The organism is Nocardia sp. NPDC004718 (genome assembly GCF_053601535.1).
The window spans coordinates 19,526-45,817 of record NZ_JBSGCA010000034.1 but is presented as its reverse complement, the minus strand read 5'-3'; the positions used below and the strand labels follow the sequence as shown (position 1 = coordinate 45,817).

Genomic DNA, 26,292 nt, shown 5'->3' with positions numbered 1-26,292 from the left:
GGGCCGCAGCAGTGCACTGTGACGCGGTAGTGGCGCACGGTCACGGCCTTCGCCCGCGGACGGCCTGGTGGCGGGTCACTCGGTCCATGACAGGGCTTCGGTGACGGTCACCGGAGGCGGGGGAGGGGTCGGCACCCCGCCTCCGGGACGTTCGGGTGTGTCGGCCCAATGCCGCAGCGCATCGGCGTAGCGCTCGAGCACGGGCAGCGGCACGCCCTTGTAGGGGGCGCGAGCCCGTGGGAACGGGACGCGTTGCGGTAGTGCGTTGGTCATGTGTCCTCCCACTGTCCGAGTGGCGGCGAACGGGGAGTCACGCCGCGCCGATCTCGCGGTCAGTGGAGCACCGGATGCGGGTCGTATGGATATTCCCGCGCAAATTCGCGACAGAAAGTGGCGAAAGCCCTGGACACCTTCCAGCGACTCTGCACAATAGCCTCCGGTGGGGCGAAAGACCGCCTTCCACAATGACTTTCGGAACATTCCAGTCAGTGGGTGTGAATATTCCACGGAAGGGAGCAAACAGCATGGGGGAGAGCGATGCGGGCGCCGGTATTCGGCAGCTCAAAGCCGACATTCGCGGGACGGGAGGCGTTCCACACCGCAGCCTCGGCCGCTGCCTGCGCGGCATGAGGCAGGAGGCGGGATTGTCCATCGAAGTGGCGGCGCGGGCCATCGGGCGCGGGGCGGGGACGCTGCACCGTTTGGAAACCGGTGCGCCGAACGTGGTCGTCCGGGAGGAAGATCTGCGGCGGCTGTGCAGGCTGTATCAGCGGGTGGACATGCTGCCGGTGTTGAAATCGCTCGCTGCACAGGGGAGGACGCCGTCGTGGTTGGACGAGTTTCCCGATCAAGTGAATCCGACATTCAACGCCTACATCCAGATGGAGGCGGCGGCCTCCCATCTCACGAGCTACCGTACTGATCTGCTGCCCGGCATCTTTCAGATCCCCGAGTACGCGCGTGCGCTCGACCGGGTGTACTTCCCGATGGATACCGCCGAGGAGATCGAGCGGAGGGTGAGGGTTCGTCGCAACCGGCAAGGGTTGATCACCCGCGATATCGCCCCGCTGAACGCGATGCTGTTGCTGGACCAAGCAATGACCAGGCGAGTGGTCGGCAGCCCTCGCGTCATGTCGGTGCAGTTGCGGCACCTGGCGGACCTGCCGCCGAATGTTCGCGTGCAGGTGCTTCCATTCGGGGCAGGATATCCGCTGGGGACTTCCACCGGACCGTTCACGATTCTGGACTTTGCGGCAGATAACGACGGGCGGGTGCTGGAGCCATCGGTGGTCTACGTCCAGAGCTACACCGGTGATATCTATCTGGAGCGACCAGGCACTGTTCGCCGCTATCGGGCTGCAATCGAGGTCATGCAGCGGGTAGCGTTGGACGTGCCGAGTAGCAAACGCCTGTTGCGGCGGGCAGCGAAGGAGTTCGACTGTGTCCGTTGATCTATCCGGAGCGCGCTGGTTCAAGAGCACTCGTAGTTCCGCCGGTAGTGACTGCGTCGAGATCGCGCATCTGCACGGCGGGCGCGTGGGGGTTCGTGACTCGAAGAATCCTCACGGTGGGGCGTTGGTGTTCACGCCCTCGGAGTGGGATGCGTTTCTGTCGGTCGCGCGGGACGGCGAGTTCGACCGATCTTGAGCTCCGCCTGCTCGATCGCCGGTGTTCATCGAGGACCGCAGTAGGTACGCTTCTGCGGCCAGCAATAAGGGGTCCACCCGCCCAGGCCGCACTACGACGCCTCATCGCTACCCATCGCTGATCGTGCGCGTGCCCCAACGCTCAGGAGACGGTGACGACCTGCGCAGGGTTCGAAAAGCTACTATCTATCGCTTGTCTCGCCGCTGTGATATCAGTGATGCGCTCGAGCTTCGGCTCGTAATCCCTTCGGGGTCGATGCTGTATCTGCGGTACATGCTGTGCGGCGTAACGACTAGAGGTTGATCACGGATAAGACGTGCAGCCGGGCCGGTGTTCTCGAACTCTCGGTACCGAGGCCCGGCAGCCGGGCATCCGGGCATGTCGATCAGTGTGCAGACTCAGAGGGGAAAGTTCATGCGCTCAGTCACCAAATTGGCCACGACCGCCGCTGCCGCCGTAGTGGCCTGCGCCCCGGCGGTCGTCTTCGCCGGTACCGCCTCGGCCGAGGCCGTCAACCTCCCGGTCCTCTATACCACGGCGACGGAAGCGGGTCTGTGCTACGGCACGATTCGCGGGAACGTGGACCAGGACTCCTCCCAGGGACTTCACCTCACCAGCGCCTTCGAGGGCATCGGCACCTGCGCGACCACCGCCTACGTCTCCTGGCACAACATCGACACCGGCGCGCGGGGGAACACCACGATCAAGCTGGTCGGCTCCTGGTACAACTCCGCCACCATCCCCTCCGGCCCCGGCCACGTCGAGTTGTCCGTCACCACAAAGGAAATCTTCCACTCGCCCGATTCGGTTCAGGTGCAGTACGTCATTCCCGGGTAGTGAAGCCGGGCATCACGGCCGCGGCAAGTCGCCTTGGCGGTCCCGAGTGCGGCGGGTAACTTGCAGCAAATGGATGCTGGCGTAGCCTACTTCCCGACCCACGACGGCCTCGGGCCCGCGGAGCTCGCTCGAACCGTCGAGGAGCGCGGCCATCGGTGGCTGATGTGGGCCGAGCATACGCACATCCCGGCGGCGCGGGACACGCCATGGAACGGCGAGAAGGGCGCGCCGCCGCTGCCGCGAAAATACGCGCACACTTACGACCCCTTCGTGGCGAGTGCCTACGCGTTGGGCGCGACGAAAGCGCTGCGGGTCGGGACCGGTATCGCGCTCGTAGCCCAGCGTGACCCGATCATCACCGCCAAAGAGGTCGCGTCGCTCGACCAGCTGTCCGGCGGCCGGTTCGACTTCGGCATCGGCGCAGGCTGGAACCGCGAGGAGATGGCGAATCACGGCACCGATCCGCGGACCCGGATGCGGCGCATGGGCGAGTACGTCCGGGCCATGCAGGCGATCTGGACGCAGCACGAGGCCTCGTTCCACGGCGAGTACATCTCGTTCGACCGGATCTGGAGTGATCCCAAGCCGATCCAGCGGCCGCACCCGCCGATCCTCGTCGGCGGCAATGGCCCGACGGTGCTGGATCGCGTGCTCGAGTACGGCGACGCATGGATGCCCAATCACGGCCCCGGGATCATCGAGCGGATCACCGAGTTGCGGACGCGGGCCGATCGCCCGATCGACGTCGTTGTGATGGGCGCACCCGCCGATGACCTCCAGGTTCTCGAAGCCTACGAGCAAGCGGGAGTCGACCGCGTGCTGTTCTGGTTGCCATCGGCCCACCGCAGCGTCATCGAGCGCGAGCTCGATCGGGTCGAGGCGACGATGGCCGAGCTGCACGACCGCCCGGTGTGAAGCGCGACCGGCCGTATCGTGTCCCAGCCGTGACGTCGAAATTTCCATATCAGAGCCGAATCAGCGATTTGCCCGCCGGGCGCCGGATCGATCCCAGCGAACTGGGCCAAGAGGTGGTCCAGCAGCATGCCTACCGGTGCGACCAATGCGGCTGCATGATGTTCTTCGCAGACGGTTTCCTGCCGCACCCGCTGCCGGGACGCACGGCCGGTCGGGGCTGAGCACGGCACCACAGCCGGTCCGGAAGCGGAGCGACGGCTTCGCGTTGACTACGCTGACGCGGTGTTCCAATCCGTGCCACTGACGAGACTTCTCGATGACGCGGGCTTGCTGTCGCTCGAGCACCGCATGCACCTCGAGGAGGTGCTCGGCGCACACGTGTTGGAGGCCGACCTGGACGGACGTCGGCTCGAATTCCTCGGCGACGAAGGCTCCTTCGTGTGCACCGATGTTCACCTGCTCGGAACGGCGGATGCCGACACGTGGTTGTGGGGATGGGTCAACCCGTGGGGCTACCCGCCGTCGCTGCTGCGCGCGGCGGAGACGGTGCGCGAGTTCGGGTCCCGCTACCGCGTCGCCGAATTGTGTTCGGCCGAACTGCCCGTGGCCGTCGGGGGCGCGGCGCCGGAGCCTTATCAGGTGGCCGGTTTGATGGCGGATGCCGCGAAGATCGTCTGTGGGCGCTGGCACTCCTACTGCGGTGTCATCGATGGCGCCTGCGTGGCGTTCCTCGTCGACCACCCGGCCTTCGAATTGCCCGCGCCCACCCCCTCCAGCCTGGCTCGCGTGCTGGCGCACGGCTTCGGTGCACTGCCACTGACGGATCACCGGCGTGCCGTGTACAGCTACCTCACCCGGCGGGGACTGAACACCGAATTCCTCGACGACTACCGGTTGCTGGAATTCGGCGACGACGGTCTCGCCGGCGAGGTCGAGTTCGACGCTTCGGGCCGGATCGCGAACCTCGATATCCGGATCGTCATGGACGGGATCGACGCGCCCTGCGAATCGCAGCCCCAACCGGCGTGATCCGCCCGGTCAGCTCGGCGGGAACTGTTGCTCGAACCAGCCGAGGATCTCGGGGACGGCCACCCGGGCCGTTCCGGCGTGGTCCACGTCGCCCAGGTCCCGCAGCGTGGCGTTGCCGCTGCCGAGAGCTTGCAGGCAGTGCTCGGCATTCGGATACGGCACGGCGCGGTCGCCGCGGGCAGCGTAGAGGTGGACGGGCACCCGCGGCGTCCAGTCGCAGGTGCCGTCGCTATCCGCGATAGCCGACGCGGTGGCGCCGGTCGGCTCGGCGGCGGACTGGATGAACCCGGGGGCCAGCAATTGTCCGGGGGTGGGCGCCAGCGAGGTCACGACGGTGATCTCGGTGTGGAAGCCGTCGAAGAGTTCTTCGACTTTGTCGGCGTAGGGCTGCTGAAAGGCGTCGGTCGGATCGTCGTAGAGGTGGTGGATCCGGTTCATGGAAGTGATCCAGTAGGAGAGGAAGAGCACCGCCGCGCCCGGTAGGACCCGCCCGTCCAAAGCGGCGGGCGCCTGGACGTGCCGTAAGTCGTAGGGTCCGCTGATCGGGGCCAAGGCGGCGACCCCGAAGCCCGGGATCGCACCGGCGGCCAGTGCCTTGCCGAGCGCCATCGCGGCGTGGCCGCCCTGGGAGAAGCCGGTCACGAGCACGTCCGGATCGAGCTCTCGGCGCTGTTGGGCCACGAGGGAAGCGGTAGCGCGCAACAGGTCGGCCGAAGCGCTGACCTCCGAGGGCGCATGGGTGTAGGGATGCGTCCCCGGACCGTTCCCGAGGCCCAAGTAGTCCGGTGCGGTCGCCGCGTAGCCCGCGGCGGCGAAGGCCACCGTACGCAGCCGATCGGGGAGGTTGCGGGTGTCGACCGACGGCGCGTCGCTCTTCAGCGTCATGGTTCCGTGCTCGTAACTGACCGCCCGTAGCCGCCGGGAGTCCGTGCGCGGCAGCGCCACCAGCCCGCTGGCGGTGGTCGGGTCGCCGTGCGGGGTGATCGTCCGGTACTCGATGCGGAAGGCGTCGACGCCGTTGCGGACCGGAGTGGAGATTCCGCCGTTGGTCAACAGCGCGGCGGTCTGCTCGGGCGGCAGACTCAGCAGGGGCGTCGTGGTAACGATTTCACCGCGGGCGGGCGGCCGTTCGTGTTCGGTGTTCCCGCATCCGGCGGCTCCCAACAGAACGACCACCGCGACCAGGCAGCGCCTCAGACGGTACATCCGTCGGTCCTCTCGATGGTCATCGGCTCCGTTCCATCATCGCGCGTGCGCCTACGGGTCGTCGGGGCGGTGCGGCCGGGCCGCCGGGATGGGAGGGTGGTTTCGGGTCTCGTGTAAGGCTCGGAGTTCGCGGCGAGCGGAGGGAAGCCGCTCCGATTGTCCGCATCCCGCGGGTCCGGCGCTTGGTCGTAGCTGATCCGACAAGTGGTCGCTGTCGCGGCCACGGAGCGGCGCGAACCCGACGGCGGAACTCGGCAAGGCGCTCGTCTCGGTCGTGCACGCGTTCCTGGCGGTCGGATACGCGGCCGCGGGCGTGCTCAGGGCGTGAACGCTATGTGGCCATTCATTCTTTCCGACAGATCCGGATCACCAGGGCAAACGAGTCTTTAGTTAGTGGTTGTTCATGTCGTGTGATAGAACTCACTGGCGAAACGAAGGGGACTTTTCGACATGGAACCAACAGCAAGGCAACGCGCGGCGATGAACGTCATCTGCGACACGTTCAACCCCGGCGACGGGTTGACGCTGCCGTCGGCGAGCGCGCTCGGAGCCGTTGACACCGTCTTCCAACTGCTGGGGCGCAATCCGCGCGAGGCGGAGAAGAAGCAACTGGCCACGCTGCTGAACCTGTGGGATTCCCGGCTGACCGGCCTGCTCACCGGCAGCGGTCTCCGGCGCTTCTCCCGCCTGTCGCAGGAGGAACGGGAACGGGCACTGCTGCGGCTGGCCGATTCGCGCTTCGAATCCGTGCGGGTGATCTTCGGGGCGCTCAAACAAGCGTCGCTGCTGTCCTACAACATCACTCCCGGCCCGGCGGGAGTCAATCCGCTGTGGAAAGAGATCGGGTATCCGGCCCCGGCCGGTCCGCTGACCACGGCGCCCGCGCCCGTGTTGACACCGCTGCGCTGCACCGAAACGACCGAATTCGACTGTGATGTAGTGATCGTCGGTTCCGGCGCCGGAGGTGGGGTGGCCGCCGCGGTACTGGCCGAAGCGGGCCTGGACGTCGTGGTGCTGGAACGCGGAAACTACTACGACGACCGCGATTTCGGCACGGGCGAGCTGGACGGGTTACAACACCTGTACGCACCGGGGCCGCCGGGCACCGCCGACGGTCAGATCACCCTCGTCGCGGGCACGTGCCTGGGGGGTGGGACGGTCGTCAACTGGAGTACGTCTTTGGCTACGCCGGAGGATGTTCGGGCGGAGTGGGCCGCGCTGGGCGCCGCCCAGTTCGCCGAGGACGAATTCGGCGACGCGCTCGACGTGGTGCGGCGGCGGCTCGGTGTCACCGATCGGCGGTCGGTGCTGTCGGCTCGCGACGGCGTTCTCGAGCGCGGCGCCCGCGCGCTGGGCTGGGAGGTGGACACGTTGCCGCGCAACGTGACCGATGCCTGCGATGCCGGTGTGGAGTGCGGCCGATGCGGTTACGGCTGCCGCTTGGGCGCCAAGCAGTCGGTGACCAAGACCTGGCTCGCCGATGCGGCGGATCGGGGCGCGCGACTGGTCGTGGACGCCGACGTGCGGCGGATCAGTGTGCGAAATGGTCGCGCGGAAGGCGTTTCGGCGATCACTTCCGACGGCGTGGCGATCGAGGTGCGCGCTCGTGCGGTGGTGGTGGCGGCCGGTGCGATCCAGACTCCGGCGTTGCTGCGGCGCTCCGGGCTGCGCAACCAGAACATCGGCCGCCATCTGCGCCTGCACCCGGCGGCCGCGGTGTTCGGGGTGTTCGAGGAAGAGATCCGGCCGTGGGAGGGCGGCTTGCAGACCCGGATCTGCCGCGAACACAGCGACTTGGACGGCAACGGCTACGGCGTGATCTACGAAACCGGCCCGATCCACCCCGGTCTCGCCACCGGGTTCATGAGCTGGCGCGGCGCCGAGAACCATCGGACCACCATGCTCGATTTCGCGCGTTCGAACGCGATCGGCATCATCACACGCGACCGCGATTCGGGCACGGTGTCCGTCGACCGCGGCGGTGAGCCGATCGTGAACTACCGGTTGTCGGACTACGATGCCGCCCATTTGCACACCGGGTTCGAGGGGGCGGCGAGCATTCTGGAAGCAGCGGGTGCGCAGCGCATCTTCTCCGGGCACCAAGCGGGCGTCTCCTACGAACCGGGCCGCCGCGGCTCGCACGCCGATTTCGCCGCCGCGTGCCGGGCGGCCGGGTACGGACCGGGGCAATGCTCCCTGGGCGCACTGCACATCATGGGTTCGGCGCGGATGGGCGGCTCAGCGGAAACCTCGGCCACCAACCCGGACGGCGCCACGTGGGAGGTTGCGAACATCGTCGTCGCCGACGCCTCCAGCTTCCCCACCGCGTCGGGCGTCAACCCCATGGTCTCGATCGAGGCGATCGCCTACATGAACGCGAAAAGGCTTGTCGCGCGGTTGAGCTGAATACCGGCCGGGCCGGGTCAGAGCGCGCGGATGCCGTCGAGCACCGCGCGCAGGAGGCCGAGATCCGATTCCGACCCGGCCGTGGGCTCCGCCGACCGGTAGATCAGCCTGCCGTCGTCGAGCAGGTCGCCGATGAGGACCTTCGTCATCGTCAGCGGCAGGTTCAGTCGCGCGGACACCTCCGCTACCGACTGCGGGGTGCGGCAAAGCTGCACGATGGCGTCATATTCCGGTTCGGTGCGCCGCAGTGCGGTGCCCGGCGCGCCATCGACCACCAGGGTGACCAAGTTGAGTTCCCGGCGCACGGCACGACCCCGGCCGCGGGTGATGGCGAAGAGCCGGACCATCGGACCGGCGTCTTCCTCGTACCAGGGATCGTGCTGATAACTCATGGCTGTGTCGAAGCGGGCGGGTGCGGGCGCGTGTCGACCGACAGATGTGTTCCGACTCGCTGCACCGTCTGATTCATTTCGTAGGCCACCATACCCATATCGGCGGTCTCGGACGCCAGCAGTGCCAGGCAGGCGTTGGTTCCGGCCGTGGTGACGAACAGCACGGCGTGGTCGAGTTCCACCACGGTCTGGCAGACGCCGCCGGCGTCGAAATGGTGGCCGACGCTGCGGGATAGGCTGTGCAGTGCCGATGCCATCGCGCAGAACCGCTCGGCGTCGGCCTTGTCCAGTTGGGCCGAATGGCCGATCAGCAGCCCGTCGGAAGACAGCAGCACCGCGGATTTCGCTCCGACCAATCCGGTGACCAGCTCGTCGAGCAGCCAACCGAGGCCGGTTCCCTGGGAAGTAGTCATCGTCGCCTTCTGCGGAGGGGGGATTGCGGACTAATCGAAGTCGGGACGCTTCCGGCGTCCCTGGCGGGTGCCGTTCTCGATGGCACTCATCAGATTGCGTGCTTCATCGGCGGTCCGCTGTCGGATCGGGGCGGCGGGCGCCGTCTGCTCCTGCTCCTTGGGAGATTGACGGCGGCGGCGTGGGAGCGGCGGCCTGGCGTCCGCGGGCGGACCGGGATGTGGTGTGGCGGCGGTGTCGAAGCCACGGTCGTCGCTGTGCGGGATCGGTGCCTGGGCCTGTTGCTCGGAGGCGGGGGTGAACCATGCCGATCGGCCCGGTGCAGGCGCCGGCCGGGGCGGGAGGTCGTCCGGCGCCGTCGGCCGCACGGGCTCGATGGAGTCGCCGTCACTCTGCTCGCGCGGCGACGTATCCGACCGCAGGAGTGCGCTCGGAATGAGCACCACCGCACGCACACCGCCGTAGACCGACTCGCCCAGACGTACCGAGACACCGTGCCGGTGAGCCAGTTTCGCGACGACGAACAATCCGAGCCTGGTGTCGCCGGACAAGGTCACCACACTGAAATCCGGAGGGTTGGACAGCAGTTCGTTGCGCGCGGCGAAGTCGGCCTCCGACATGCCCAGGCCCTGGTCGATGATCTCGACCGCGACGCCGCGTCCGACTACGACGCCGGACACCTCGACCCGCGCCTGCGGGGGTGAGAAGGCTGTCGCGTTGTCCATCAGCTCGGCCATCAGGTGGATCAGGTCGGCGACGGCGTTGCTCGACACCTGGAGTTCCGGCAGCCGGCCGGTCTGGATCCTGGCGTAGTCGAGACTTTCGGCGACGGCGGCGCGGACCAGATCGATCAGTGGAACCGGCTTGCGCCACCGTCTACCCGGTTTCTCGCCACCGAGGATGATGAGGTTCTCGGCGTTGCGCCGGGCCCGCGTCGCCAGGTGGTCGAGCTGGAACAGCAGCTCGAGCTGGTCGGCGTTCTCCTCCTTGCGCTCGGCCTGGTCGAGCAGCGCCAACTGGCGGTGCACCACGACCTGGCTGCGATGGGCGATGTTGAGGAACACCGCGTTGACGCCCGTTCGGGTCTTCGCCTCCGCGACCGCGGCGGACACGGCCGCGACATGGGCGCGATTGAAGGCGTCGGCCACCTGGCCCAATTCGTCGGAACCGAAATCCAGTCGCGCCAGCTCGGACTCGGAATCGATGCTTTCGCCTCGGCCGAGCCTGCCCATGAGATCGGGCAGCTGCTGGTCCGCCAGTTCCAGTGTGTCGCGCCGCAATCGCCGCATTCGCCCGATGAAGCGATTGGCCATGATCAACGCCGCGAGGAAGGCGATGGTCGCGACCAACAGCACCCCCGCCCCACCGAGCATGGACTGCCGCGCGGTTTCATCGCCTCGCTCGCGCGCGATCTGGTGCGCGTCGCGGCTCTGGTCGTCCCAAAGCTTCAGCAGGGCCGCCGAGACCTGGCCGGAGGCCTCTTGCCAGGCCGCGACACCCATGGGCAACGACGACATGGTCCTGGCGGCCGAGCGGCCGCTCTGGCTCCTACCGGTGCCGGTGGACTCGTCGGAGTCGGAGCCCGCCTCCACCGGCCCACGCACCAGCACCGCGTCCTGCATCGCGATCAGCTTCTGATAGGCCGGTCCGGCGGTGATCTCCCGCAGCTGGGCGAGTCGCGCGTCCTTCAGCACGCGGCCGGAGTAGGCGACCTCACCGCGGAATTCACCGACCAACCGGCTGAATTCGGTCAATTGCGCGGGAGTGTTCTCGCCGACGGTCAGCGCCACCGCGCCCAAGGTGTCCGCCATCGACAAGGCTTCGGCCGCGCGTAGGGGCTCGACGCCGTAGTTCAGTTCCATGGCGATGTCGGCTTCCGGCGCCACCCGGGCGGCGAGGGTCGACGCGGCGATGATCGTGCCGATGACCCCGCTGAAGACTTCGAAAACCTCGTTCGGCGCGGCCTGCCGGGTATCGACCCCGCCGCGCACCGTCGGAACCATCGCGAACAGCTTGTTGTAGCCTTCGATATCGGAGGCGGACCCGCCGGGATTCAGTTTGCGGGCGGCATCGCCTTTCGCCATCACCCCCGCCAGCGCCGCGTCCGAACGCTGGCGTGCGGCGGCGAGCCCGCGAGCGACTTCGGCGTCACCGGCCAGGGACAACAGCGACAAGCGGCGCTCCTCCTGGAACGCCTGGACCATGAGGATGGCCGGCGCCGTCGTGCTGCTGGCCAGCTCCGCCCATTCCTTGGCCGCCTGGGCGGATCGCACCAGATAGCCGGCCGCGCCCACGCCGATGACGAGTAGCGTGACGCTCGATATGAGCACGATCGCCAGCAGGCGTACCCGGACACTCACTCGACCACGGACGTCACGCCGGCTCGACCGAACCACTCCCACAGCGGATTCGCGCAGCTCTGACCACTTGCTCACGGCTGGAAAATGCCTACCCTCTGACACGGCCCCGCCCGACCCGGGCGGCACCTCACCTGTACCCGTTCCGAAGAATAACGAAAGTGTAGCGGTTCGATCGCGAATCACACGGATTCGCTGCGGCCAATAAGTGAACCGCAATTATTCCGAAATTCGAGCGCTCGAGCTAAGGGTGCAACGGGCACCGCGCGTGATCGTCGACCGTAAACGTGCTCGTATGGACTACTACTCGTGCTACTCGGCGGTATGGCGTAGCCGATCCGCAGCTGCGAGAACCAGAGCGAACATCTATCGCTAACTTACCGATGGTTCTGGTCGTATATGGACAGCGCGCTCGACTCCTCAGCTGTCCTCCTGTGCGATATGGGTGATCGGCTCCGTGGCATCGAACCCGACACCGAGAACGCAGCCCAATGTCCACGGAACCGGGTGATGATATAGCGCCGACTTCGATATCCGATTCCCGCTGCTGGCAATAAATTCGTCGCTCGATCGCCACACCAACGCTCGGCGCCGCGACCCGCGCTGTTCGTGCGAAGTCCCGGAGCGCCGCCGGGTGCCCGGCGAACATTCCAGCGGTGGCGTGGCTCTCGTTACCGTACCGTCGGCGCCGCGCGGAAGTTCGTGTCATCGCGGTGACCAGGCGGCCCGCAGTTCGAGCGCGGCGATGACGCGATGAAGCGTTTCGACGGGATCGGGGCCGCATTCGAGATGCAGGCCGCCGGGAACGGTGCCGGTCGTCCGGCACGTGTGGAAGAACGCGCGAATCACGTCGACGACATCGTCGGCACCGAAGTCGCCGCCGCCGTGCGACATGCGCGTGGGCGGCATCGGATCGCACACCCAGCAGATCGGTGTCTCACACGCGGCGGCCGCGGCGAACAAGGACGGAAGCGTATCGAGGGTACGGGCGACACCGAGACGGGGGACCAGTGTGAGCCGCCCCGGCTCTTTTCGCGGATTCAATGTGCGACAGAGGAACTCGATGTCGTCCGGGGTGGTTGCGGGGCCGAGTGCTACCGCGACAGGGTTACCGGCATGGATGGCGACCCGCATTCGGTCGCGGGCCAGGGTTCCCGTCCGATCGCAGAGCCACAATAGGTGTGCCGAGCGATCCCACCATCGTTCGGCGGGACCCGGGCCGGGTGGGAATGCCGGTTCGCGGGAGATGCGCAGCAGCGGTAGCCAATTGTGCAGTTCACTGGCGCCCGGCGGTGCGATGGCGGCGACGGGCAACAGCCCGCTCACCGCGCGGAGCAGGTCGCGTCGCACCGGATCGTGCGACCGATCGGCGGCGCGGCGCAAAATGTTCACGCACAGCGTGATCGGCAGGCGGTCGGCGGGCCACTCGTCGAGCGCCGCGGCGGCGCGGAGGTCGCCGCGGTGTCGTCCGGGCGCTCGTTCGATGGTGACGGTCGCCGCTCCCAGCCCATGCGTCATGACCGCGGCCGCCGCGTACGTCAGTGCCCTGCGCGCGGCGACCGTTCTGGTGTCGTCTCCAGCAGAGGCGTCGTCGCGGCCACCGAGATGCAGGACGAAACCATCTCCCCGTGCTGCCTTCGCCAAATCCGCGGTGAGGACCTCGCATTCGTGGGGTTGGACAGGACCGGGCCGCGATCGCCGCAGGCGGATGGGTGGCGCTGCGGAGTCCGCACCCCGGTGTGCGCCACCCAGGAATTCGTGCGGCTCGATCAGTCGGCTCGCCACCTGGAACGACCCCGGCCGCGCGGGTTCCGGTTCGTCGGCCCAAGGCGGATCAGCACCGGCCGTGGCGGTGTGGTCGGGTGGGATGACGTCCGGATTGAACGACTCCCGGATGTAGCAGAGCGGCCGATCCCCGAGCGTCATGACGTATGCCCGTGCCGCGCAGAGGCGACCGTCCGGCCACCGCATCACGCCGGTCCGCAGGAGATGGCGCCGCTGGGATACGCCCCGGGAGATGAGGCCGGTCCCGATCGGCACCCGCACATCGTCCACACCGGAAGCGGCCGCGCCCGCGCGCAGCGCGACGACGTAATTGATGGATGCGGTGACCAAGTCGGCGTTGACCAGGCAGGAGCGGCGGACGATGACGCGATCGGAACCGGATACGTCCAAAGCGTCGGTGACCGTGGCAGGCAGCCGACCGGCCGCGATGTCGTCCTGACGCAATACCCGCACGTGCAGGTCGGTGCGAAGTATCGCCGCCAGCGCGGGGGTGGTGAATCCGTTACTCGCCAGCAGCATCCTGGTCAGCGGGTGGTCGAATCGCCCGATCTCGTCGTGGGTGCGCAATCCCGAACCACCGGGCGGGTGATCATCCGGTGGTTCGGGGCCGGTGTGCGTGATCGTCACGGCCGGCTCCGTGCAGTGCCTGTCACGAGAAATCCGTGCCGGTACCGGCGCTAAAGGGTGGTGGCGGCCGTCGGTGGAAGAACGGGACGAGCCACGGCGGCGATCTCCGCTTCGGTCCGCGGCCGATCGGTGAGGCCGAGCACCGGTTCGGTCGTGATGCGCAACTGGCCCGTCGTCGTGTCCGCCAACGGATCGCGCCAGTGATCCCACACGACGGACATGTCGAGGTGGCCCATGTACTCGAGGTTCGCCGACTCGGCGTGCAGACCTTCGGCCGCGGAGATGATGGTCGCGGTCGCGGCGCGCTGTTGCACGCCCGAGGACTCGTCCATGTCGGTCAGGCCGGCCATGATCTCGGTGAACTGAGCCTGCTTCGTGTCGCCGCTGTGCCCGGTGGTCAAGGTGCCCGCGTGCGCGAAATACTCCTCCGAGCCCACATACTGCTCGTACATCCGCGACACCAGGACAAGGAATCGCGTGTAGGCCCGGCGATAGGCGTCCTCGTAGAAGGCCAGCGCGTCGGACTCGCTCAGTTCCCCGCGCAGGATCGTCGCGATCGCCGCCGCGGCGACCAGGCCGGAGTATGTCGCGAGATGCACGCCGCTGGACAACAGCGGATCGAGGAAGCAGGCCGCGTCGCCGACGACCACCCAGCCCGGACCGCTGAACCGGTCGGAGGTGTAGGAGTAGTCCTGCTCCGCCTTGACCCCCGCGACCTGCCGCGCGCCGACGAGCAACTTGCCCATCGCCGCGCTGTCGGCGATGGTCTGTGCGTAGTACGCCTCACGGCCGAGTTCGCGGAGTTTCGGAGCCGCTTTGCGCGCCGAGACGACATAGCCGACGCTGTGGCGGCCGTTCGAAAGCGGAATATTCCAGAACCAGCCGCCCTCCGGCGTGGAGACGACGTTGATCGCGCCCTCCGGGCTGTCCGGATGTAGGTGTGCGCCTTCCCAATACGACCACACGGCGACGTTGCGGAAGGCGGGATGCTGCTGACGATCGACGACCTGGTGTTTGGCCAGCACGCCTGCGCGGCCGGAGGCGTCGACGAGGAAGTCGATCTCGGTGGTGTGCACTTCGTCGTCACCGTCGACGGTCCATTCCACGGCCGTCGGCCGGTCGCCCTCGAACAGGACGTTGGTGACCGTGGCCTGCTCGATCACCTGCGCACCCTGCTCGGCGGCGTTGCGCAGCAGCAGTTCGTCGAAGACGTCGCGCTGGACCTGCCAGGACCAGGCCTCGGCGTCCACGAGCTTGGACCAGTCCAGCAACCAGTTGTCGTCCTGCCACTGGAAGTGGCCACCTCGTTTGATCTGGAAGCCGTGGGCGGCCACCGCGTCGTAGGCGCCGGAGACGCGCAAGGTCGACAGGACCGAAGCCAACAGGCTCTCGCCGATGTGGTAGCGCGGGAACTTATCTCGTTCCAGGAGGGTCACCCGGACCCCCGATTTCGCGAGCAGGGCTGCGGTGGTGGACCCGGCTGGGCCGCCACCGATGACCAGAACATGCGGATTGTCCATAGCGAACTCCCTGGAACTGCCGACAACGGATCGTGTGCCCGCCTCAGTGGTGGAAAATCTCCGGGCGAGCCGCGGTCTTCGACGCGTCCGGATCGAGTTTTGCCACTGATTAGCTAAACTAACGGTGCACGGTTCGATTGTAGCAATTGATAGCCAAACCTCAATAGTCACAAGCTATTTGGCAACCATCGGTCTATCCGTCCGTGGGTTACTGAAGGGTTGCCAAGATGCCCGCAGGGGACCTTGCCGATGGACTGTCGTCACCGGGCATGAGGTGTGATGCCGAAGATGGCCGACATCACATCGTCTATGGAAACCGTTGCGGGGAGGAAGTATTTCGCCAGCGCTATGCGGTCGCGGCGCAAAATGTGGACGTCAGGGGTAGGAGACGATGACATATGTCGTTCGGTCATCACCCCTCTTTCCCAACGCATCCAAGGATACGGCGGACCCTCGCGCTGCACGAACCGTTCACCCAGAGTTACCGTACTGGTGACCGGGTCTCGGCTTCGGCCAACTCCCGGCGATCGGTCAGGGCGGGTGGATGACGTTGTGGCGCGGCCGATTTGCCGACCCTGCTGACCTGCGCGGTTGAGAATTTCCCGGTGTCGGTGGTTGTGACACTCCGGTGGGCGAACTCGGTGGCGTGCGCCGAGCCGCCAGAGGGCGCGAACGGCATCCAGGACCGCCGAGTCATCCAGGAACGGGCGCTCGCGATCACGGAAGTCGGTGATGCGTCGCGTGAAAGCGGCGAAGCGCCGGGAGATGAGCGAGAAGGGGCGAGTTTAGGCCGGGCCGCGTCCGGCGGCGACCCGGCCCGCGACCGGCCGTACGTCGCGGTGGGATATCAGCCACTCGCCGTCGAATTTCTCGTATCTGTCCCGCACCAGGCCGATAGTGGTCCAGTCCGCGGGGCGGTTGGTGGCGGCGAATTCCCTGGTGGTGAACCAATGCCATACCGTGGCGTAGGCGGTGAGCAGCGGGCCGTCCTCGGTCCACTCGATGGTGGCCTGCCCGGCGACATGCGCCACCATGGCGCGCTGGGATTTCGGCGCGCGGCTCATGTACGCGGTGAACTCGTCGCGTCCGTGGAAGCGCACCACCGGGCCGGGCATGATCCGGTACTCGATCAGCGCGTCCGGTGTGAAACATTCGACGAAACGTTCGCTCTCCCCGGTGTCCGCGAGTCGGAAGAAGTGATAAAACGTGCGGTAGATCGCCCGCTCGGCTTCGATGGTCGCGAGCAGATCTTCGGGGGAGCCGGTCACGTCGGTCCTTTCTCGCCCGGCGACAAGGTATCGCGCGGCGAATCGTACGGGTGTCGAATTCGGCAGCAGCAGAACTTCGCGGGTGCGCTGCGGCTCTCGCCCAGGTGCGGCGGCTGTGCGGTGCGCTCCTGCGCGTCGACGGTGGAGGGGGATGCCGTGTCGAAGCGGAAAGGCTACGGGCTCACGGGTTTTCCGGCGCTTCGTAGGCGCGCAGGAAGGTGTCGACCCCCGTCGTGGCGACCGCGTGCATCTCGGTGGTGGAGACCTTGCGGGTGCCCAGCCGTGAGCGGCCCTCCATCGGGCCGGTGATCAGCGCGAGGAACTGTTCCGCGGCGGTGGCCGGGTCGCACGCGCGCAAGCGGCCGGACAGCGACAGGCGCGCCAGCCGATCTGCCAGCGCCTCGGCCAGTTGGCCGGACGTGCGGCTGACCACGATGTCGATCAGGTCGGGGAACTGGGCGACCTGCCCGTAGGTCAGCCACCGCAGCGACCGGGATCGCTCGGAGCAGCAGACCCGGATCAGCCGGTACGCCAGGTCCTCCAGCGTGGCGCGCAAGTCGGGGCCGGGGTTGCGCAACCGTTCCACCACCGACAGGTTCTCGGCCAGCACCGCGTCGCCCGCGGCCGCCAGCGTGTGCCGGAACAGGGTTTCCTTGTCGTTGAGGTGGTTGTAGATGGTCGGCTTGGCGACGCCTGCCGCCTCGGCGATCTCCTGCACGCACGCCTGCGCGTAACCGCGGCGTGCGAAGACCACGAACGCCGCGTCCAGGATCGCCTGCCGTTTGTCGATCCGCCCGCGCGAAGCCGCCTGTCCGGCTTGCGATGTCACTGGTACCACTCCCGCAGTCTAGTACAAGCGGAATATTAGATTGAACCAGCTGGTACAAAGCTTCGCTTGTTTCGGCTCGAGCCCGTGACCAGGAGACCCGGCGCACGGCGGCACCGGTGAGTTCCGGCAGTCACGGCGTCGCTGGTGATGGAGTATCCCCGACCTGATCAAGGAGAGTCAGGACCGACGACCTGTTCAGCAGGGAAGGAATGACGCAGGTCAGGCGGTGACGGGCTACAGGCCGAGCAGGGTTTCCGCGACCTTTCCCATAGCCTCGCGATACTCCGCACGGCTGGATTCGTCGGCGGTCCGACGCGCGAGGACGCCCGCGGTGAGGGTGTAGCCGATCGTTTCCGCGATCACCCGCGGCGTCGCCACCGGGGTGATGCGGCCCGCGTCGAGTTGACGCTGGAGATACCGGGTGAAGCGGCGGATCGGCCGTTCGGTGATCTCCTCGGACAGCGCCGCCACTTTGGGATCCACGGACCCGCGCTCATCGATCAGGCGCAGCAGAGGTCCCGCTGCGGTGACCGCGGTGGCGAAGGATTCGATGGTGGCGCGCAACATATTTCGCGGATCGTCGTCTTCGATGCCCGGCTCCTGCGCGGCGAGGAAGTCGTCGCGCACCCGCTCGGCCAGTGCGAGGAAGATCTCCTCCTTGGAGGCGAAGTACACGTACATCGTCGCACGGGAGACGCCGGCCTCGGCGGTGATGGCGGCGACGGTGGTGTTGTCGTAGCCGCGCTCGGCGAACACGCGGGTCGCTGCGTCGAGCAGATCACGGTGCCGGGAGGTGTGTGAGCGCTCCCGCGCCGCGCGCACCGACCAGGTGGACTGGGTCACGCCGATATGATGACCCATGTTGACGTTGACGTCAACGTCAACGAGACTGGGCGGCATGCAGGTCTTCGTGGCGAACAGGGGAGAAGTAGCGGTCCGCGTGTTGCGCACCGCCCGGGAACGGGGTTGGCGAACCCTCGCGGTGCACACCGCCGAGGAACGAGACGCGCTGCACGTCCGGCTGGCCGACGATGCCGTGCCATTGCCCGGCGTGGGAGCCTCCGCCTACCTCGATGTCACGGCCGTCGTCACGGCGGCGAGAAAGGCGGGGCCCGGCGCGTTGGTGCACCCCGGCTACGGATTCCTCAGCGAGAGCGCCGAATTCGCGAAGGCGTGTGCGGCGGCCGAACTCGTGTTCGTCGGTCCGTCGCCCGAAGCGCTCGAAATCTTCGGCGACAAGACCGCGGCACGCGCGGCGGCCGAGCGCGCGGGTGTCCCGGTGATCCCGGCGAGCCGCCGCGGCGCGGACATCGCCGAGGTGCGGGCACTGCTCACCGCGCATCCCGACGGGGTGATGGTGAAGGCCGCGGCGGGCGGTGGCGGGCGCGGTATGCGTGCGGTGCGCGACGCGGCCCGCCTCCCGGAGGTGTTCGAACGCTGCCGCGCGGAGGCGCTGGCCGGATTCGGTGACGACGCGGTCTACGCGGAGGCGCTGATCACCGGCGCTCGGCACATCGAGGTCCAGATCGTCACCGACGGAGCCGTGGCGGCGGCGGTCGGCGACCGCGATTGCAGCGTGCAGCGCAGGCAGCAGAAACTGCTCGAGGTCGCGCCCGCACCCGAATTGTCGGCCGGGTTGCGCGAGCGGTTGCATCGCTGGGCGGTCCGGCTCGCCGAATCCGTCGGCTGCCGCGGTGTCCTCACCGTCGAATTCCTGGCGCGCGGCGACGAGGCGTGGTTTCTCGAGGTCAACCCGCGGCTGCAGGTCGAGCACACCGTCACCGAAGCGGTTCTGGGAATTGATCTGGTGGCGGTGCAATGCGATCTCGCCCGCGGCGCCACGCTGGCCGATCTCGCGCTCCCCGACCCCGGTTCCGCGCGCGGTTACGCGGTGCAGGCGCGCCTGAACGCCGAAACCGTCACCGCGGGCGGCGACGTGCTGCCCGGCACCGGCACGTTGACGCGCTTCGCGCCACCGACCGGAGTCGGCGTACGGGTCGACACCGCCGCGTTCACCGGTATGCGGCAGGACGCGCGCTTCGACTCGTTACTGGCCAAGGTCATCGCCTGCGGACCGTCCTATCCGGCCGCGCTGCGCCGGTGTGCCGACGCGCTGGCCGAGACCGTCGTGACCGGGGTCGACACCAATATCGCCGTGCTGCGCGCGATCTTGACGGATCTGTCGGAGGGCCGCGTCGTGCCGACCACGTGGTTCGAGCGGAACGTCGACGAATTGGTCCGGCGGGCGGATGATTTCGCTGTCGTTGTGCCCGCTGCGCCCGACCGGGAAGAGATCGCGGCCGCCGAAGTGACGCTGGACGACGACGAGGAGGCGGTGCGGTCGCCCATGGGTGGCACGGTGGTCGCGCTCACCGAGCCCGGCGTCGTGGTCGCGGCGGGCGGCGAGGTCGCGGTGCTGGAAGCGATGAAGATGCAGCACGTGGTGCGCGCCGAGCAGGACCTGCGCGTGTGCCGCCACGTGGCGGCGGTCGGCGCGGTCGTCGATTCGCACGCGCCGCTGCTGACCTTTGTCCCCGCCGAGCACGAGGGCGCGGTCGCGGATCACACCGCGGTCGACCTGGACTCGGTGCGCGCCGACCTCGCCGAAGTCCACGCCCGCCGACGGGGAGTGCTCGACGAAGCACGGCCGGAGGCGGTCGCCAAACGGCATCGGCTCGGGCGGCGCACCGCCAGGGAGAACATCACCGACCTCGTCGACGCGGACAGCTTCGTGGAGTACGGCGCGCTCGCGGTGGCCGCCCAGCGCCTGCGTCGCAGTCCGGAGGACCTGATCGCGAACACGCCCGCGGACGGCCTGATCGCGGGCGTGGCCACCGTCGGCGCCGAGCGATTCGGTCCCGGCCGCTCGCGCGCGGTGGTGCTGTCCTACGACTACACGGTGCTGGCGGGCACCCAAGGGATGCGCAACCACGTCAAGACCGACCGCATGCTGGAACTCGCACGCGAACAACGGCTTCCGGTGATCTTCTTCACCGAGGGCGGCGGCGGCAGACCGGGCGACACCGACTATCCCGGCATCTCCGGTCTGGACGTCACCACCTTCCGCGCGATGGGCGCACTCTCGGGCAGGGTTCCGCTGATCGGCATCGTGTCCGGACGCTGCTTCGCGGGCAACGCGGCGCTGCTCGGCATGTGCGATGTCGTGATCGCCACTCCCGACGCGAATATCGGCATGGGCGGCCCCGCCATGATCGAGGGCGGCGGCCTGGGCGTCTACGCGCCGGAGGACATCGGCCCCGTCGAGGTGCAGCGTCGCAACGGCGTCGTACACATCGTGGCCGCGGACGAGGCGGAGGCGGTCGCCACCGCGCGGCGCTATCTCGCCTACTTCCAAGGCGACATCGAGGAATGGACCGCGCCGGACCCACGGCTGGCGCGGCACGTTGTTCCGGAGAATCGCCTGCGTGCGTTCGATATTCGTGCCGCGATCGAGGCCGTCGCGGATGTCGGGTCGGTGCTGGAGCTGCGCCGCGACTGGGCGGCCGGGATCATCACCGCACTGATCCGGGTCGAAGGACGGCCGTTCGGTTTGATCGCCAACGATTGCCACCATCACGGCGGGGCGATCGATGCTCCGGCCGCCGACAAGCTCAGCATGTTCCTACGTCTGTGTGACGAGCACGGCTTGCCGATCGTCTCCTTCTGCGACACACCGGGCTTCATGGTGGGCCCCGACGCGGAGAAGGACGCCACGGTGACGAAGTTCAGCCGCCTGTTCATCGACTCCGCTGCGCTGTCGGTGCCGCTGGGCACCGTGATCGTGCGCAAGGGCTACGGTCTGGGCGCTCAGGCGATGGCGGCGGGCTCGTTCCGCGCTCCCCGGTTCGTCATCGCCTGGCCGACCGGCGAGATCGGCGGCATGGGCCTGGAGGGCGCGGTCCGCCTCGGGTTCGAGAAAGAGCTGGCCGCCATCGAGGATCCGGGCGAGCGGCAGCAGGCGTTCGACAACCTGGTCCAGCTCGCCTACGCCAACGGCAAGGCTCTCACCGCCGCCACCGTTCTGGAAGTCGACGACGTCATCGATCCGGCCGATACGCGCCGCTGGATCCGTACTCTGCGCTGACCGTACGGCAGCCGGGGATCCGGCGCCACCCGCCACGCGCTCCGGGTTGAGATCATGATCCGCACGCGCGCCCCATCAGGCGCCGTGCCAGGACAGTCCGTCCTCACCACGGGATCGAGGACCGGCGAGCCGGGCAACGCCCGCGACACATCCACGGCAGAGAGACCTGCCGGAACCAGCCGATGTGTCGTTCCGGGCGCGGCTTCTTCCTTGATCGCCCGGCGTCAGCGTGCGCGATTCTCGACCTGCTCGTCGATGACGCGTCCGGCACCTTGGTACGGCTGGCGCTGGTGACACGCCGATTCGGCGGCACCGTGCACGAGTTGACCGTGACCACCGATCCAGCGACCGGCACGGCGCGGGTGCGCGTGGCACTCGGCGGTGACGACACGACGACCACGCGGATCGCCGACCGGCTCGCCGGACTCGTCGACGTGCACGTGACCGTGCGTTGAACCGCCGCACCCGGTGACCGGGTGAGCCTGCGCGCGTCGGGTCGGAGCGAACGCTCAGCGAACGCTCGCGTGCACGCCGTTCAGCGCGTCGACCAGGTTGCGGGCGCGCAGATCGAGCGCGCCTTCGACGATGTGGTTGGTGACGTAGGCGAAGGCGAGACGGCGTTCGGGATCGGCGAACGCGAGACTGCCGCCGCGGCCCGGATGGCCGAACGAGGCGGCTCCGCCCAGTGGCAGTTCCGCGGTGGGCAGCATGTACCCCGAGGCATAACGGCCGGGCAGCATCAGCACATGATCGGTGCCCGCGACCTGTTCCCGGCCGGCAGCGGCGAGAGTGCCGGCGGTGAGCAGGCGCGCGCCCTCGACCTCGCCGACGAGCGCCGCGTACAGACGCGCCAGGCCGCGGGCGGTGCCGATGCCGTTGCTCGCGGGCAGTTCCGCGGCTTGGACGGCCGGTGAATTGAAGTCGATGTCCGCCGGATCGGTGATCTGGAAAGCGCGATTGACCAGGGCCTGCGGATCACGCATCGCCGCGAGCAGCGGACGCAGCGACTCGGGAACGGCGTCCTCGGGCACCGCGGTCAAGTCGGGCGCGGGCGCGAAGACCAACCGGCTGACCCGGGTCTGCTCGGACGGTGGCAGGCCGATGAAGAAGTCGATATCGAGCGGACCCGCGATCTCCTCGGCGAGAAACCGGCCGGGCGTGCGACCGGACACGCGGCGGATCACTTCGCCGACCAGCCAGCCGTAGGTGCGCCCGTGATATCCGAACGCGGTGCCGGGGGGCCAATTCGGCGCTTGCGCGGCCAGCGCGTCCACCATCGGCGTCCAGGCCAGTGCGTCTCCCAGTTCGACGGGCTTGTCCAGCGCCGCAAGGCCCGCTTGGTGCGTCAGCAGCCAGCGCACCGGGATGTCGGCCTTACCCGCCGCCGCGAATTCCGGCCAGTAGCGCGCCACCGGAGCGTCGAGATCGAGTTCGCCCCGTTGCGCGAGCAGGTGCGCGATGGTGGCGACGACGCCTTTCGTCGCCGAATAGACCAGCTGCAAGGTGTCGCGCTGCCACGGTCGCCCGGTATCGGGATCGGCCGTTCCGCCCCACAGATCGACCACCGGCCGCCCGTCCAGGTACACGCAGACCGCGGCGCCGATGTCGCCCTGCTCGGTGAAATTGGCCGCGAACGCCTCCCGCACGGCCTCGTAGCCGGCGGCGGCCGTTCCCTCGATGATCATGCGGGACAGCATGTCACGACGCGGCCGAGCAGGGCATCCGGCCTGGTGACCACCATCGAGAAGTTTTTCCCACCGCGATGTCCGAGAATGGTCAGCGGCTCCGACGTTCCAGACGAGCGGCGCCACCGGGGCGCCGACGACCCAGAGGAATCGCCATGAAATACATGATCCTGAGCTACGCCTCTCAGCGGGACTACGACGGCATGGTCGGCAAGGACACGGGCAAGCCCGCGTGGACGGCCGAGGAGTTCGCGGCACTGACCCAGTTCATGACCGAGTTCAACAAGAAGCTCGAGGAATCGGGCGAACTCGTGGAGACCCGGGGACTGGCGGAGCCGGTACACACCAGGCGGCTTGGCATCAAGGACGGAAAGCCGTTCGTCACCGACGGCCCCTACGCCGAGACCCAGGAAGTGCTCGCGGGATTCTGGATCGTGGAATGCGAGAGCTTCGACCGCGCCACCGAGATCGCGTCCGAACTCAACAAGTGCCCAGCTCCCGCGCACGTGCTCCAATCGGTCTACGCCGACGTGCGCCCGATCGCCGAAGCCGCTCCCGAATTCGGCCGACCATGCCCGATCCGGTGGCGACGGACCTGCTGCGCTCGTTGGCGCCGCAGGTCCTCGCCGCGCTCGTGCGCAAGTACGGGCACTTCGACACCGCGGAGGACGCGGTGCAGGAGGCGTTGCTCGCCGCGGCGACGCAGTGGCCCGCCGACGGTGTCCCGGCCAAACCGCTGGCCTGGCTGATCACCGTCGCGTCGCGCAGGCTCACCGATCTGCTGCGGGCCGAGCAGGCCCGCAGGCAACGCGAACAGACCGTGGCCCGCTGGGCGCTGCCGGAGGACTGGCTGACGCCGCCCGCCGACCGGCAGCCCAGCGACGCCGACGACACCCTGATCCTGCTGTTCCTGTGCTGTCACCCCGCGCTGTCGCCGTCCTCCCAGGTCGCGCTGACGCTGCGCGCGGTCGGCGGCCTCACCACCGCGGAGATCGCCCGGTGCTTCCTGGTTCCGGAACCCACCATGGCGAAACGCATCGGCCGGGCGAAGCGCACCATCGCACGCAGCGGCGTGCCGTTCGCCCCGCCGTCCGCGGCCGACCGCGCCGACCGGCTGGCCGCCGTGCTACACGTGCTGTATCTGATCTTCACCGAGGGCTACGCCGCCACCTCCGGCCCCCACCTGCACCGGGTCGAGTTGTCGGCCGAGGCGATCCGGCTCACCCGCCTCGTGCACCGCCTGCTGCCCGAGGACGACGAAGTGGCGGGACTGCTGGCGCTGATGCTGCTCACCGACGCCCGTCGGGCCGCACGCACCGGCTCCGGCGGCGAGCTGATTCCGATGGAGGAACAGGACCGGAGCCGATGGGACGCGGGCGCGATCGCCGAGGGAATCGCACTGGTCACCGCCGCACTGCCACGGGGGATTCCGGGGCCCTATCAGTTGCAAGCCGCGATCGCCGCACTACACGACGAGGCGCCCAGTTACGCCGCGACGGACTGGCCGCAGATCGCCCTGCTCTACGAACGCCTGCTGACGGCGGCCGACAATCCGATGGTCGCGCTGAACCACGCGGTCGCGGTGGCGATGGCGGTGGGACCCGCGGCGGGGCTGAAACTGGCCGACGATCTCGGCGAGCGTCTCGCCGGCGACCACCGGTTGCCCGCCGTGCGCGGACACCTGCTGGAGATGCTCGGCGACATCGCCGGCGCCCGCGGGGCCTATCTGGCCGCCGCGGAGCGGACGACGAGCATTCCGCAGCAGCGCTACCTGCTGTCCCGCGCCGCCCGGCTGGAGTCGAGGGGCGACTGACCTCGATCGGCGGCCGAACTCGTCGTTGCGCACCGGAATACTCGTCGCCGACCGATCTTCGTGACGAACTGGAGGAGTGCATGGCGCGCGAACTCGACGACCTGCCCTACGCGCGGTATCTCACCGCCTTGGACCTGCGCGGCGCGACGGCACTCGATGTCGCCGACGGGCTCGACAGCCTGCGTGGGGCGACGATCAGCAGTCCGCAGCTGATGGATCTCGCGCCCGCCTTCGCGCGTTCCATCGGTATCACCGTGCGGGATTGATGGCGCCGAACTCACGCGACACCGGACACGGCTCCCGGTCCGGCGACGAAAACAGCTGGCTGCCAGCGGCTGCCGTGACGACATTTCGGCGAACCGCCGATGCGCACGACACCCGATTGATACATTGCGCCGATACCGCGCAGTACCGCTTCATCGAGGACGCGAGTCATGGTCGATCCGGATCCCCTCCGCAGCACCGCAGGCGTGCGTGCGCTCGTACGCATCGCCGCAGAGCGAGGCATGGCGCCCGCCGAGTGCCTGGCCGGTACCACGCTGACGCCCGCCGAACTGGGCGACCCCGCAGCCGAGATCACCGCGCAGGACGAACTGCTGGTGGTGCAGACGGTGCTCGGCCGGTTCGGCGACGAGCCGGGACTCGGTCTCGCGGCGGCGGTCCGGCACGATCTGCGGTCGCGCTGGCCGTGGGGTCTCGCGCTGCTGGGCAGCCGGACGCTGCGTGAGCTGATCGAGGTGGGGTCGCGCTATATCGGTCGCACAGTGCCGTTCGGGCGACTGGCTATCGAGGAAGCCGACGGCGAAGCGCGGCTGGTGTTCGACGACGCCGACATCCCACCCGAGATGCGGGCATTCTTCGCCGAAGCGTCCCTGGCCGGATTGCCCGCCTTCGATCGCGAATTGTTCGCCGTCGGCGTACCGGTGCGGCGGGTCGGTTTCCGGCACGCCGGTCCGCGCGACATCAAGCGGTACCGCGACGTCTTCGGTGTGGCGCCGGTTTTCGGTGCGCCGACGAGCGCGGTGGTCTTCGACCGCGGTGTGCTGGACCGGCCGCTGCCACCGGCGAACGCCGCCGCGCGGGACAACTGCGGACAACTGTGCCGCGACCTGCTGGACCGGCGCCGGTCACGCACCGGCGTCGCGGCGTCGGTGCGCGACCGCCTCGTTCGCACTCCGGGCGAGATCCCCGATCAGGCGACGGTCGCTCTCGGGCTGTTCATGAGCTCGCGCACCCTGTCGCGGCGGCTGAACGAGGAGGGCACCTCGTTCCGGGCGCTGCTGGACGAGGTACGCCAGACCATGTCGGAGGTGCTGCTCGCGCACACCGACATGACCACCGAACAGGTCGCCGCGCGGCTGGGCTATGCGGAGGCGGCGTCCTTCATCCGGGCCTTCCGTCGTTGGCAGGGCTGTCCTCCGCAAACGTTTCGCACGCGGGGGCGGCGCTCGCATCGGTCGCCCGAGCTGGTCTGAGCGACG

The 26,292-nt window shown here is 68.3% G+C and carries 24 protein-coding genes; 12 read left to right on the top strand and 12 right to left on the bottom strand.

The annotated features are described in order from the left end of the window. Positions 1–75 precede the first annotated feature (75 nt). Positions 76–273: a hypothetical protein gene (locus ACWEH3_RS24245; protein WP_450019565.1), complete on the bottom strand. Its 198-nt coding sequence runs from the start codon at positions 271–273 to the stop codon at positions 76–78. Between the two features lie 251 nt (positions 274–524). On the opposite strand from ACWEH3_RS24245, the gene ACWEH3_RS24240 reads away from it, so the two are divergent. The 5 genes from ACWEH3_RS24240 (at position 525) to ACWEH3_RS24220 (ending at position 4,428) form a co-directional block, all read left to right on the top strand. Beyond that, positions 525–1,451 carry a helix-turn-helix domain-containing protein gene (locus ACWEH3_RS24240; protein ID WP_450019567.1) on the top strand — a complete coding sequence of 309 codons (927 nt, stop codon included), beginning with the start codon at positions 525–527 and terminating at the stop codon, positions 1,449–1,451. After that, entirely contained in the window at positions 1,441–1,647 is a 207-nt protein-coding gene (locus ACWEH3_RS24235; RefSeq protein WP_450019569.1) for a DUF397 domain-containing protein, read from the top strand. The genes ACWEH3_RS24240 and ACWEH3_RS24235 overlap by 11 nt, the downstream gene beginning before the upstream one ends. Positions 1,648–2,061: 414 nt before the next feature. Continuing rightward, positions 2,062–2,484, top strand: coding sequence for a hypothetical protein (locus ACWEH3_RS24230; RefSeq protein WP_450019571.1), 423 nt, complete (start codon positions 2,062–2,064; stop codon positions 2,482–2,484). Between the two features lie 69 nt (positions 2,485–2,553). Beyond that, complete coding sequence (locus ACWEH3_RS24225) at positions 2,554–3,399, top strand: LLM class F420-dependent oxidoreductase (RefSeq protein WP_450019573.1); 846 nt, start codon at positions 2,554–2,556, stop codon at positions 3,397–3,399. A gap of 282 nt (positions 3,400–3,681) precedes the next feature. Beyond that, complete coding sequence (locus ACWEH3_RS24220) at positions 3,682–4,428, top strand: DUF6882 domain-containing protein (protein ID WP_450019575.1); 747 nt, start codon at positions 3,682–3,684, stop codon at positions 4,426–4,428. A gap of 9 nt (positions 4,429–4,437) precedes the next feature. Here ACWEH3_RS24220 and ACWEH3_RS24215 read toward each other — a convergent pair whose 3' ends face one another. Continuing rightward, positions 4,438–5,634 carry a hypothetical protein gene (locus ACWEH3_RS24215; protein WP_450019577.1) on the bottom strand — a complete coding sequence of 399 codons (1,197 nt, stop codon included), beginning with the start codon at positions 5,632–5,634 and terminating at the stop codon, positions 4,438–4,440. Between the two features lie 450 nt (positions 5,635–6,084). On the opposite strand from ACWEH3_RS24215, the gene ACWEH3_RS24210 reads away from it, so the two are divergent. Next, a complete protein-coding gene (locus tag ACWEH3_RS24210; RefSeq protein WP_450019579.1) occupies positions 6,085–8,040 on the top strand; it encodes a GMC family oxidoreductase N-terminal domain-containing protein in 1,956 nt (651 codons plus the stop codon). A gap of 17 nt (positions 8,041–8,057) precedes the next feature. Here ACWEH3_RS24210 and ACWEH3_RS24205 read toward each other — a convergent pair whose 3' ends face one another. The 9 genes from ACWEH3_RS24205 to ACWEH3_RS24165 form a co-directional block, all read right to left on the bottom strand. Next, complete coding sequence (locus ACWEH3_RS24205; RefSeq protein WP_450019581.1) at positions 8,058–8,432, bottom strand: DUF742 domain-containing protein; 375 nt, start codon at positions 8,430–8,432, stop codon at positions 8,058–8,060. Then, positions 8,429–8,845: a roadblock/LC7 domain-containing protein gene (locus ACWEH3_RS24200; RefSeq protein WP_355075196.1), complete on the bottom strand. Its 417-nt coding sequence runs from the start codon at positions 8,843–8,845 to the stop codon at positions 8,429–8,431. Before ACWEH3_RS24200 ends, ACWEH3_RS24205 begins: the two co-directional genes overlap by 4 nt. 30 nt (positions 8,846–8,875) lie before the next feature. Then, on the bottom strand, positions 8,876–11,203 hold the full coding sequence (locus ACWEH3_RS24195) for a nitrate- and nitrite sensing domain-containing protein (protein WP_450019583.1): 2,328 nt from the start codon (positions 11,201–11,203) through the stop codon (positions 8,876–8,878). Positions 11,204–11,905: 702 nt separating this feature from the next. Beyond that, a complete protein-coding gene (locus ACWEH3_RS24190; RefSeq protein WP_450019585.1) occupies positions 11,906–13,612 on the bottom strand; it encodes a 3-deoxy-7-phosphoheptulonate synthase in 1,707 nt (568 codons plus the stop codon). Between the two features lie 50 nt (positions 13,613–13,662). Next, complete coding sequence (locus ACWEH3_RS24185; RefSeq protein ID WP_450019587.1) at positions 13,663–15,132, bottom strand: NAD(P)/FAD-dependent oxidoreductase; 1,470 nt, start codon at positions 15,130–15,132, stop codon at positions 13,663–13,665. A gap of 260 nt (positions 15,133–15,392) precedes the next feature. Continuing rightward, positions 15,393–15,545 (bottom strand): hypothetical protein, encoded by a 153-nt coding sequence (locus tag ACWEH3_RS24180; RefSeq protein WP_450019589.1) that lies wholly within the window; start codon positions 15,543–15,545, stop codon positions 15,393–15,395. Positions 15,546–15,917: 372 nt separating this feature from the next. Further along, positions 15,918–16,400: a nuclear transport factor 2 family protein gene (locus ACWEH3_RS24175; protein WP_450019591.1), complete on the bottom strand. Its 483-nt coding sequence runs from the start codon at positions 16,398–16,400 to the stop codon at positions 15,918–15,920. A 181-nt stretch (positions 16,401–16,581) separates the two neighbouring features. Then, positions 16,582–17,229, bottom strand: a complete 648-nt coding sequence (locus ACWEH3_RS24170; protein ID WP_450019593.1) for a TetR/AcrR family transcriptional regulator — start codon at positions 17,227–17,229, stop codon at positions 16,582–16,584. A gap of 234 nt (positions 17,230–17,463) precedes the next feature. Next, positions 17,464–18,072 carry a TetR/AcrR family transcriptional regulator gene (locus ACWEH3_RS24165; RefSeq protein ID WP_450019595.1) on the bottom strand — a complete coding sequence of 203 codons (609 nt, stop codon included), beginning with the start codon at positions 18,070–18,072 and terminating at the stop codon, positions 17,464–17,466. 55 nt (positions 18,073–18,127) lie between these two features. On the opposite strand from ACWEH3_RS24165, the gene ACWEH3_RS24160 reads away from it, so the two are divergent. Continuing rightward, complete coding sequence (locus ACWEH3_RS24160) at positions 18,128–21,313, top strand: carboxyl transferase domain-containing protein (RefSeq protein ID WP_450019597.1); 3,186 nt, start codon at positions 18,128–18,130, stop codon at positions 21,311–21,313. Between the two features lie 182 nt (positions 21,314–21,495). Further along, on the top strand, positions 21,496–21,768 hold the full coding sequence (locus ACWEH3_RS24155; protein ID WP_450019599.1) for a hypothetical protein: 273 nt from the start codon (positions 21,496–21,498) through the stop codon (positions 21,766–21,768). Between the two features lie 54 nt (positions 21,769–21,822). On the opposite strand, the gene ACWEH3_RS24150 is transcribed toward ACWEH3_RS24155, so the two are convergent. Further along, complete coding sequence (locus ACWEH3_RS24150; RefSeq protein WP_450019601.1) at positions 21,823–22,998, bottom strand: serine hydrolase domain-containing protein; 1,176 nt, start codon at positions 22,996–22,998, stop codon at positions 21,823–21,825. 155 nt (positions 22,999–23,153) lie between these two features. Between ACWEH3_RS24150 and ACWEH3_RS24145 the strand changes: the two genes are divergently transcribed. The 4 genes from ACWEH3_RS24145 to ACWEH3_RS24130 all read left to right on the top strand — a co-directional run bounded on the left by ACWEH3_RS24145 (position 23,154) and on the right by ACWEH3_RS24130 (position 26,286). Further along, positions 23,154–23,747 (top strand): YciI family protein, encoded by a 594-nt coding sequence (locus ACWEH3_RS24145; protein ID WP_450019603.1) that lies wholly within the window; start codon positions 23,154–23,156, stop codon positions 23,745–23,747. After that, positions 23,633–24,811, top strand: coding sequence for an RNA polymerase sigma factor (locus ACWEH3_RS24140; protein ID WP_450019654.1), 1,179 nt, complete (start codon positions 23,633–23,635; stop codon positions 24,809–24,811). Before ACWEH3_RS24145 ends, ACWEH3_RS24140 begins: the two co-directional genes overlap by 115 nt. A gap of 80 nt (positions 24,812–24,891) precedes the next feature. Further along, positions 24,892–25,077 carry a hypothetical protein gene (locus tag ACWEH3_RS24135; RefSeq protein WP_450019605.1) on the top strand — a complete coding sequence of 62 codons (186 nt, stop codon included), beginning with the start codon at positions 24,892–24,894 and terminating at the stop codon, positions 25,075–25,077. A 168-nt stretch (positions 25,078–25,245) separates the two neighbouring features. Next, positions 25,246–26,286 (top strand): AraC family transcriptional regulator, encoded by a 1,041-nt coding sequence (locus tag ACWEH3_RS24130; protein ID WP_450019607.1) that lies wholly within the window; start codon positions 25,246–25,248, stop codon positions 26,284–26,286. Positions 26,287–26,292 lie beyond the last annotated feature (6 nt).

Bases quoted from the DNA above. Each gene is read 5' to 3' on its own strand.
- ACWEH3_RS24245 (WP_450019565.1), bottom strand. From the start codon at position 273: ATGACCAACGCACTACCGCAACGCGTCCCGTTCCCACGGGCTCGCGCC.
- ACWEH3_RS24240 (WP_450019567.1), top strand. From the start codon at position 525: ATGGGGGAGAGCGATGCGGGCGCCGGTATTCGGCAGCTCAAAGCCGAC.
- ACWEH3_RS24230 (WP_450019571.1), top strand. From the start codon at position 2,062: ATGCGCTCAGTCACCAAATTGGCCACGACCGCCGCTGCCGCCGTAGTG.
- ACWEH3_RS24225 (WP_450019573.1), top strand. From the start codon at position 2,554: ATGGATGCTGGCGTAGCCTACTTCCCGACCCACGACGGCCTCGGGCCC.
- ACWEH3_RS24215 (WP_450019577.1), bottom strand. From the start codon at position 5,634: ATGTACCGTCTGAGGCGCTGCCTGGTCGCGGTGGTCGTTCTGTTGGGA.
- ACWEH3_RS24210 (WP_450019579.1), top strand. From the start codon at position 6,085: ATGGAACCAACAGCAAGGCAACGCGCGGCGATGAACGTCATCTGCGAC.
- ACWEH3_RS24205 (WP_450019581.1), bottom strand. From the start codon at position 8,432: ATGAGTTATCAGCACGATCCCTGGTACGAGGAAGACGCCGGTCCGATG.
- ACWEH3_RS24200 (WP_355075196.1), bottom strand. From the start codon at position 8,845: ATGACTACTTCCCAGGGAACCGGCCTCGGTTGGCTGCTCGACGAGCTG.
- ACWEH3_RS24185 (WP_450019587.1), bottom strand. From the start codon at position 15,132: ATGGACAATCCGCATGTTCTGGTCATCGGTGGCGGCCCAGCCGGGTCC.
- ACWEH3_RS24180 (WP_450019589.1), bottom strand. From the start codon at position 15,545: ATGACCGAACGACATATGTCATCGTCTCCTACCCCTGACGTCCACATT.
- ACWEH3_RS24160 (WP_450019597.1), top strand. From the start codon at position 18,128: ATGCAGGTCTTCGTGGCGAACAGGGGAGAAGTAGCGGTCCGCGTGTTG.
- ACWEH3_RS24155 (WP_450019599.1), top strand. From the start codon at position 21,496: ATGTGTCGTTCCGGGCGCGGCTTCTTCCTTGATCGCCCGGCGTCAGCG.
- ACWEH3_RS24150 (WP_450019601.1), bottom strand. From the start codon at position 22,998: ATGATCATCGAGGGAACGGCCGCCGCCGGCTACGAGGCCGTGCGGGAG.
- ACWEH3_RS24145 (WP_450019603.1), top strand. From the start codon at position 23,154: ATGAAATACATGATCCTGAGCTACGCCTCTCAGCGGGACTACGACGGC.
- ACWEH3_RS24135 (WP_450019605.1), top strand. From the start codon at position 24,892: ATGGCGCGCGAACTCGACGACCTGCCCTACGCGCGGTATCTCACCGCC.
- ACWEH3_RS24130 (WP_450019607.1), top strand. From the start codon at position 25,246: ATGGTCGATCCGGATCCCCTCCGCAGCACCGCAGGCGTGCGTGCGCTC.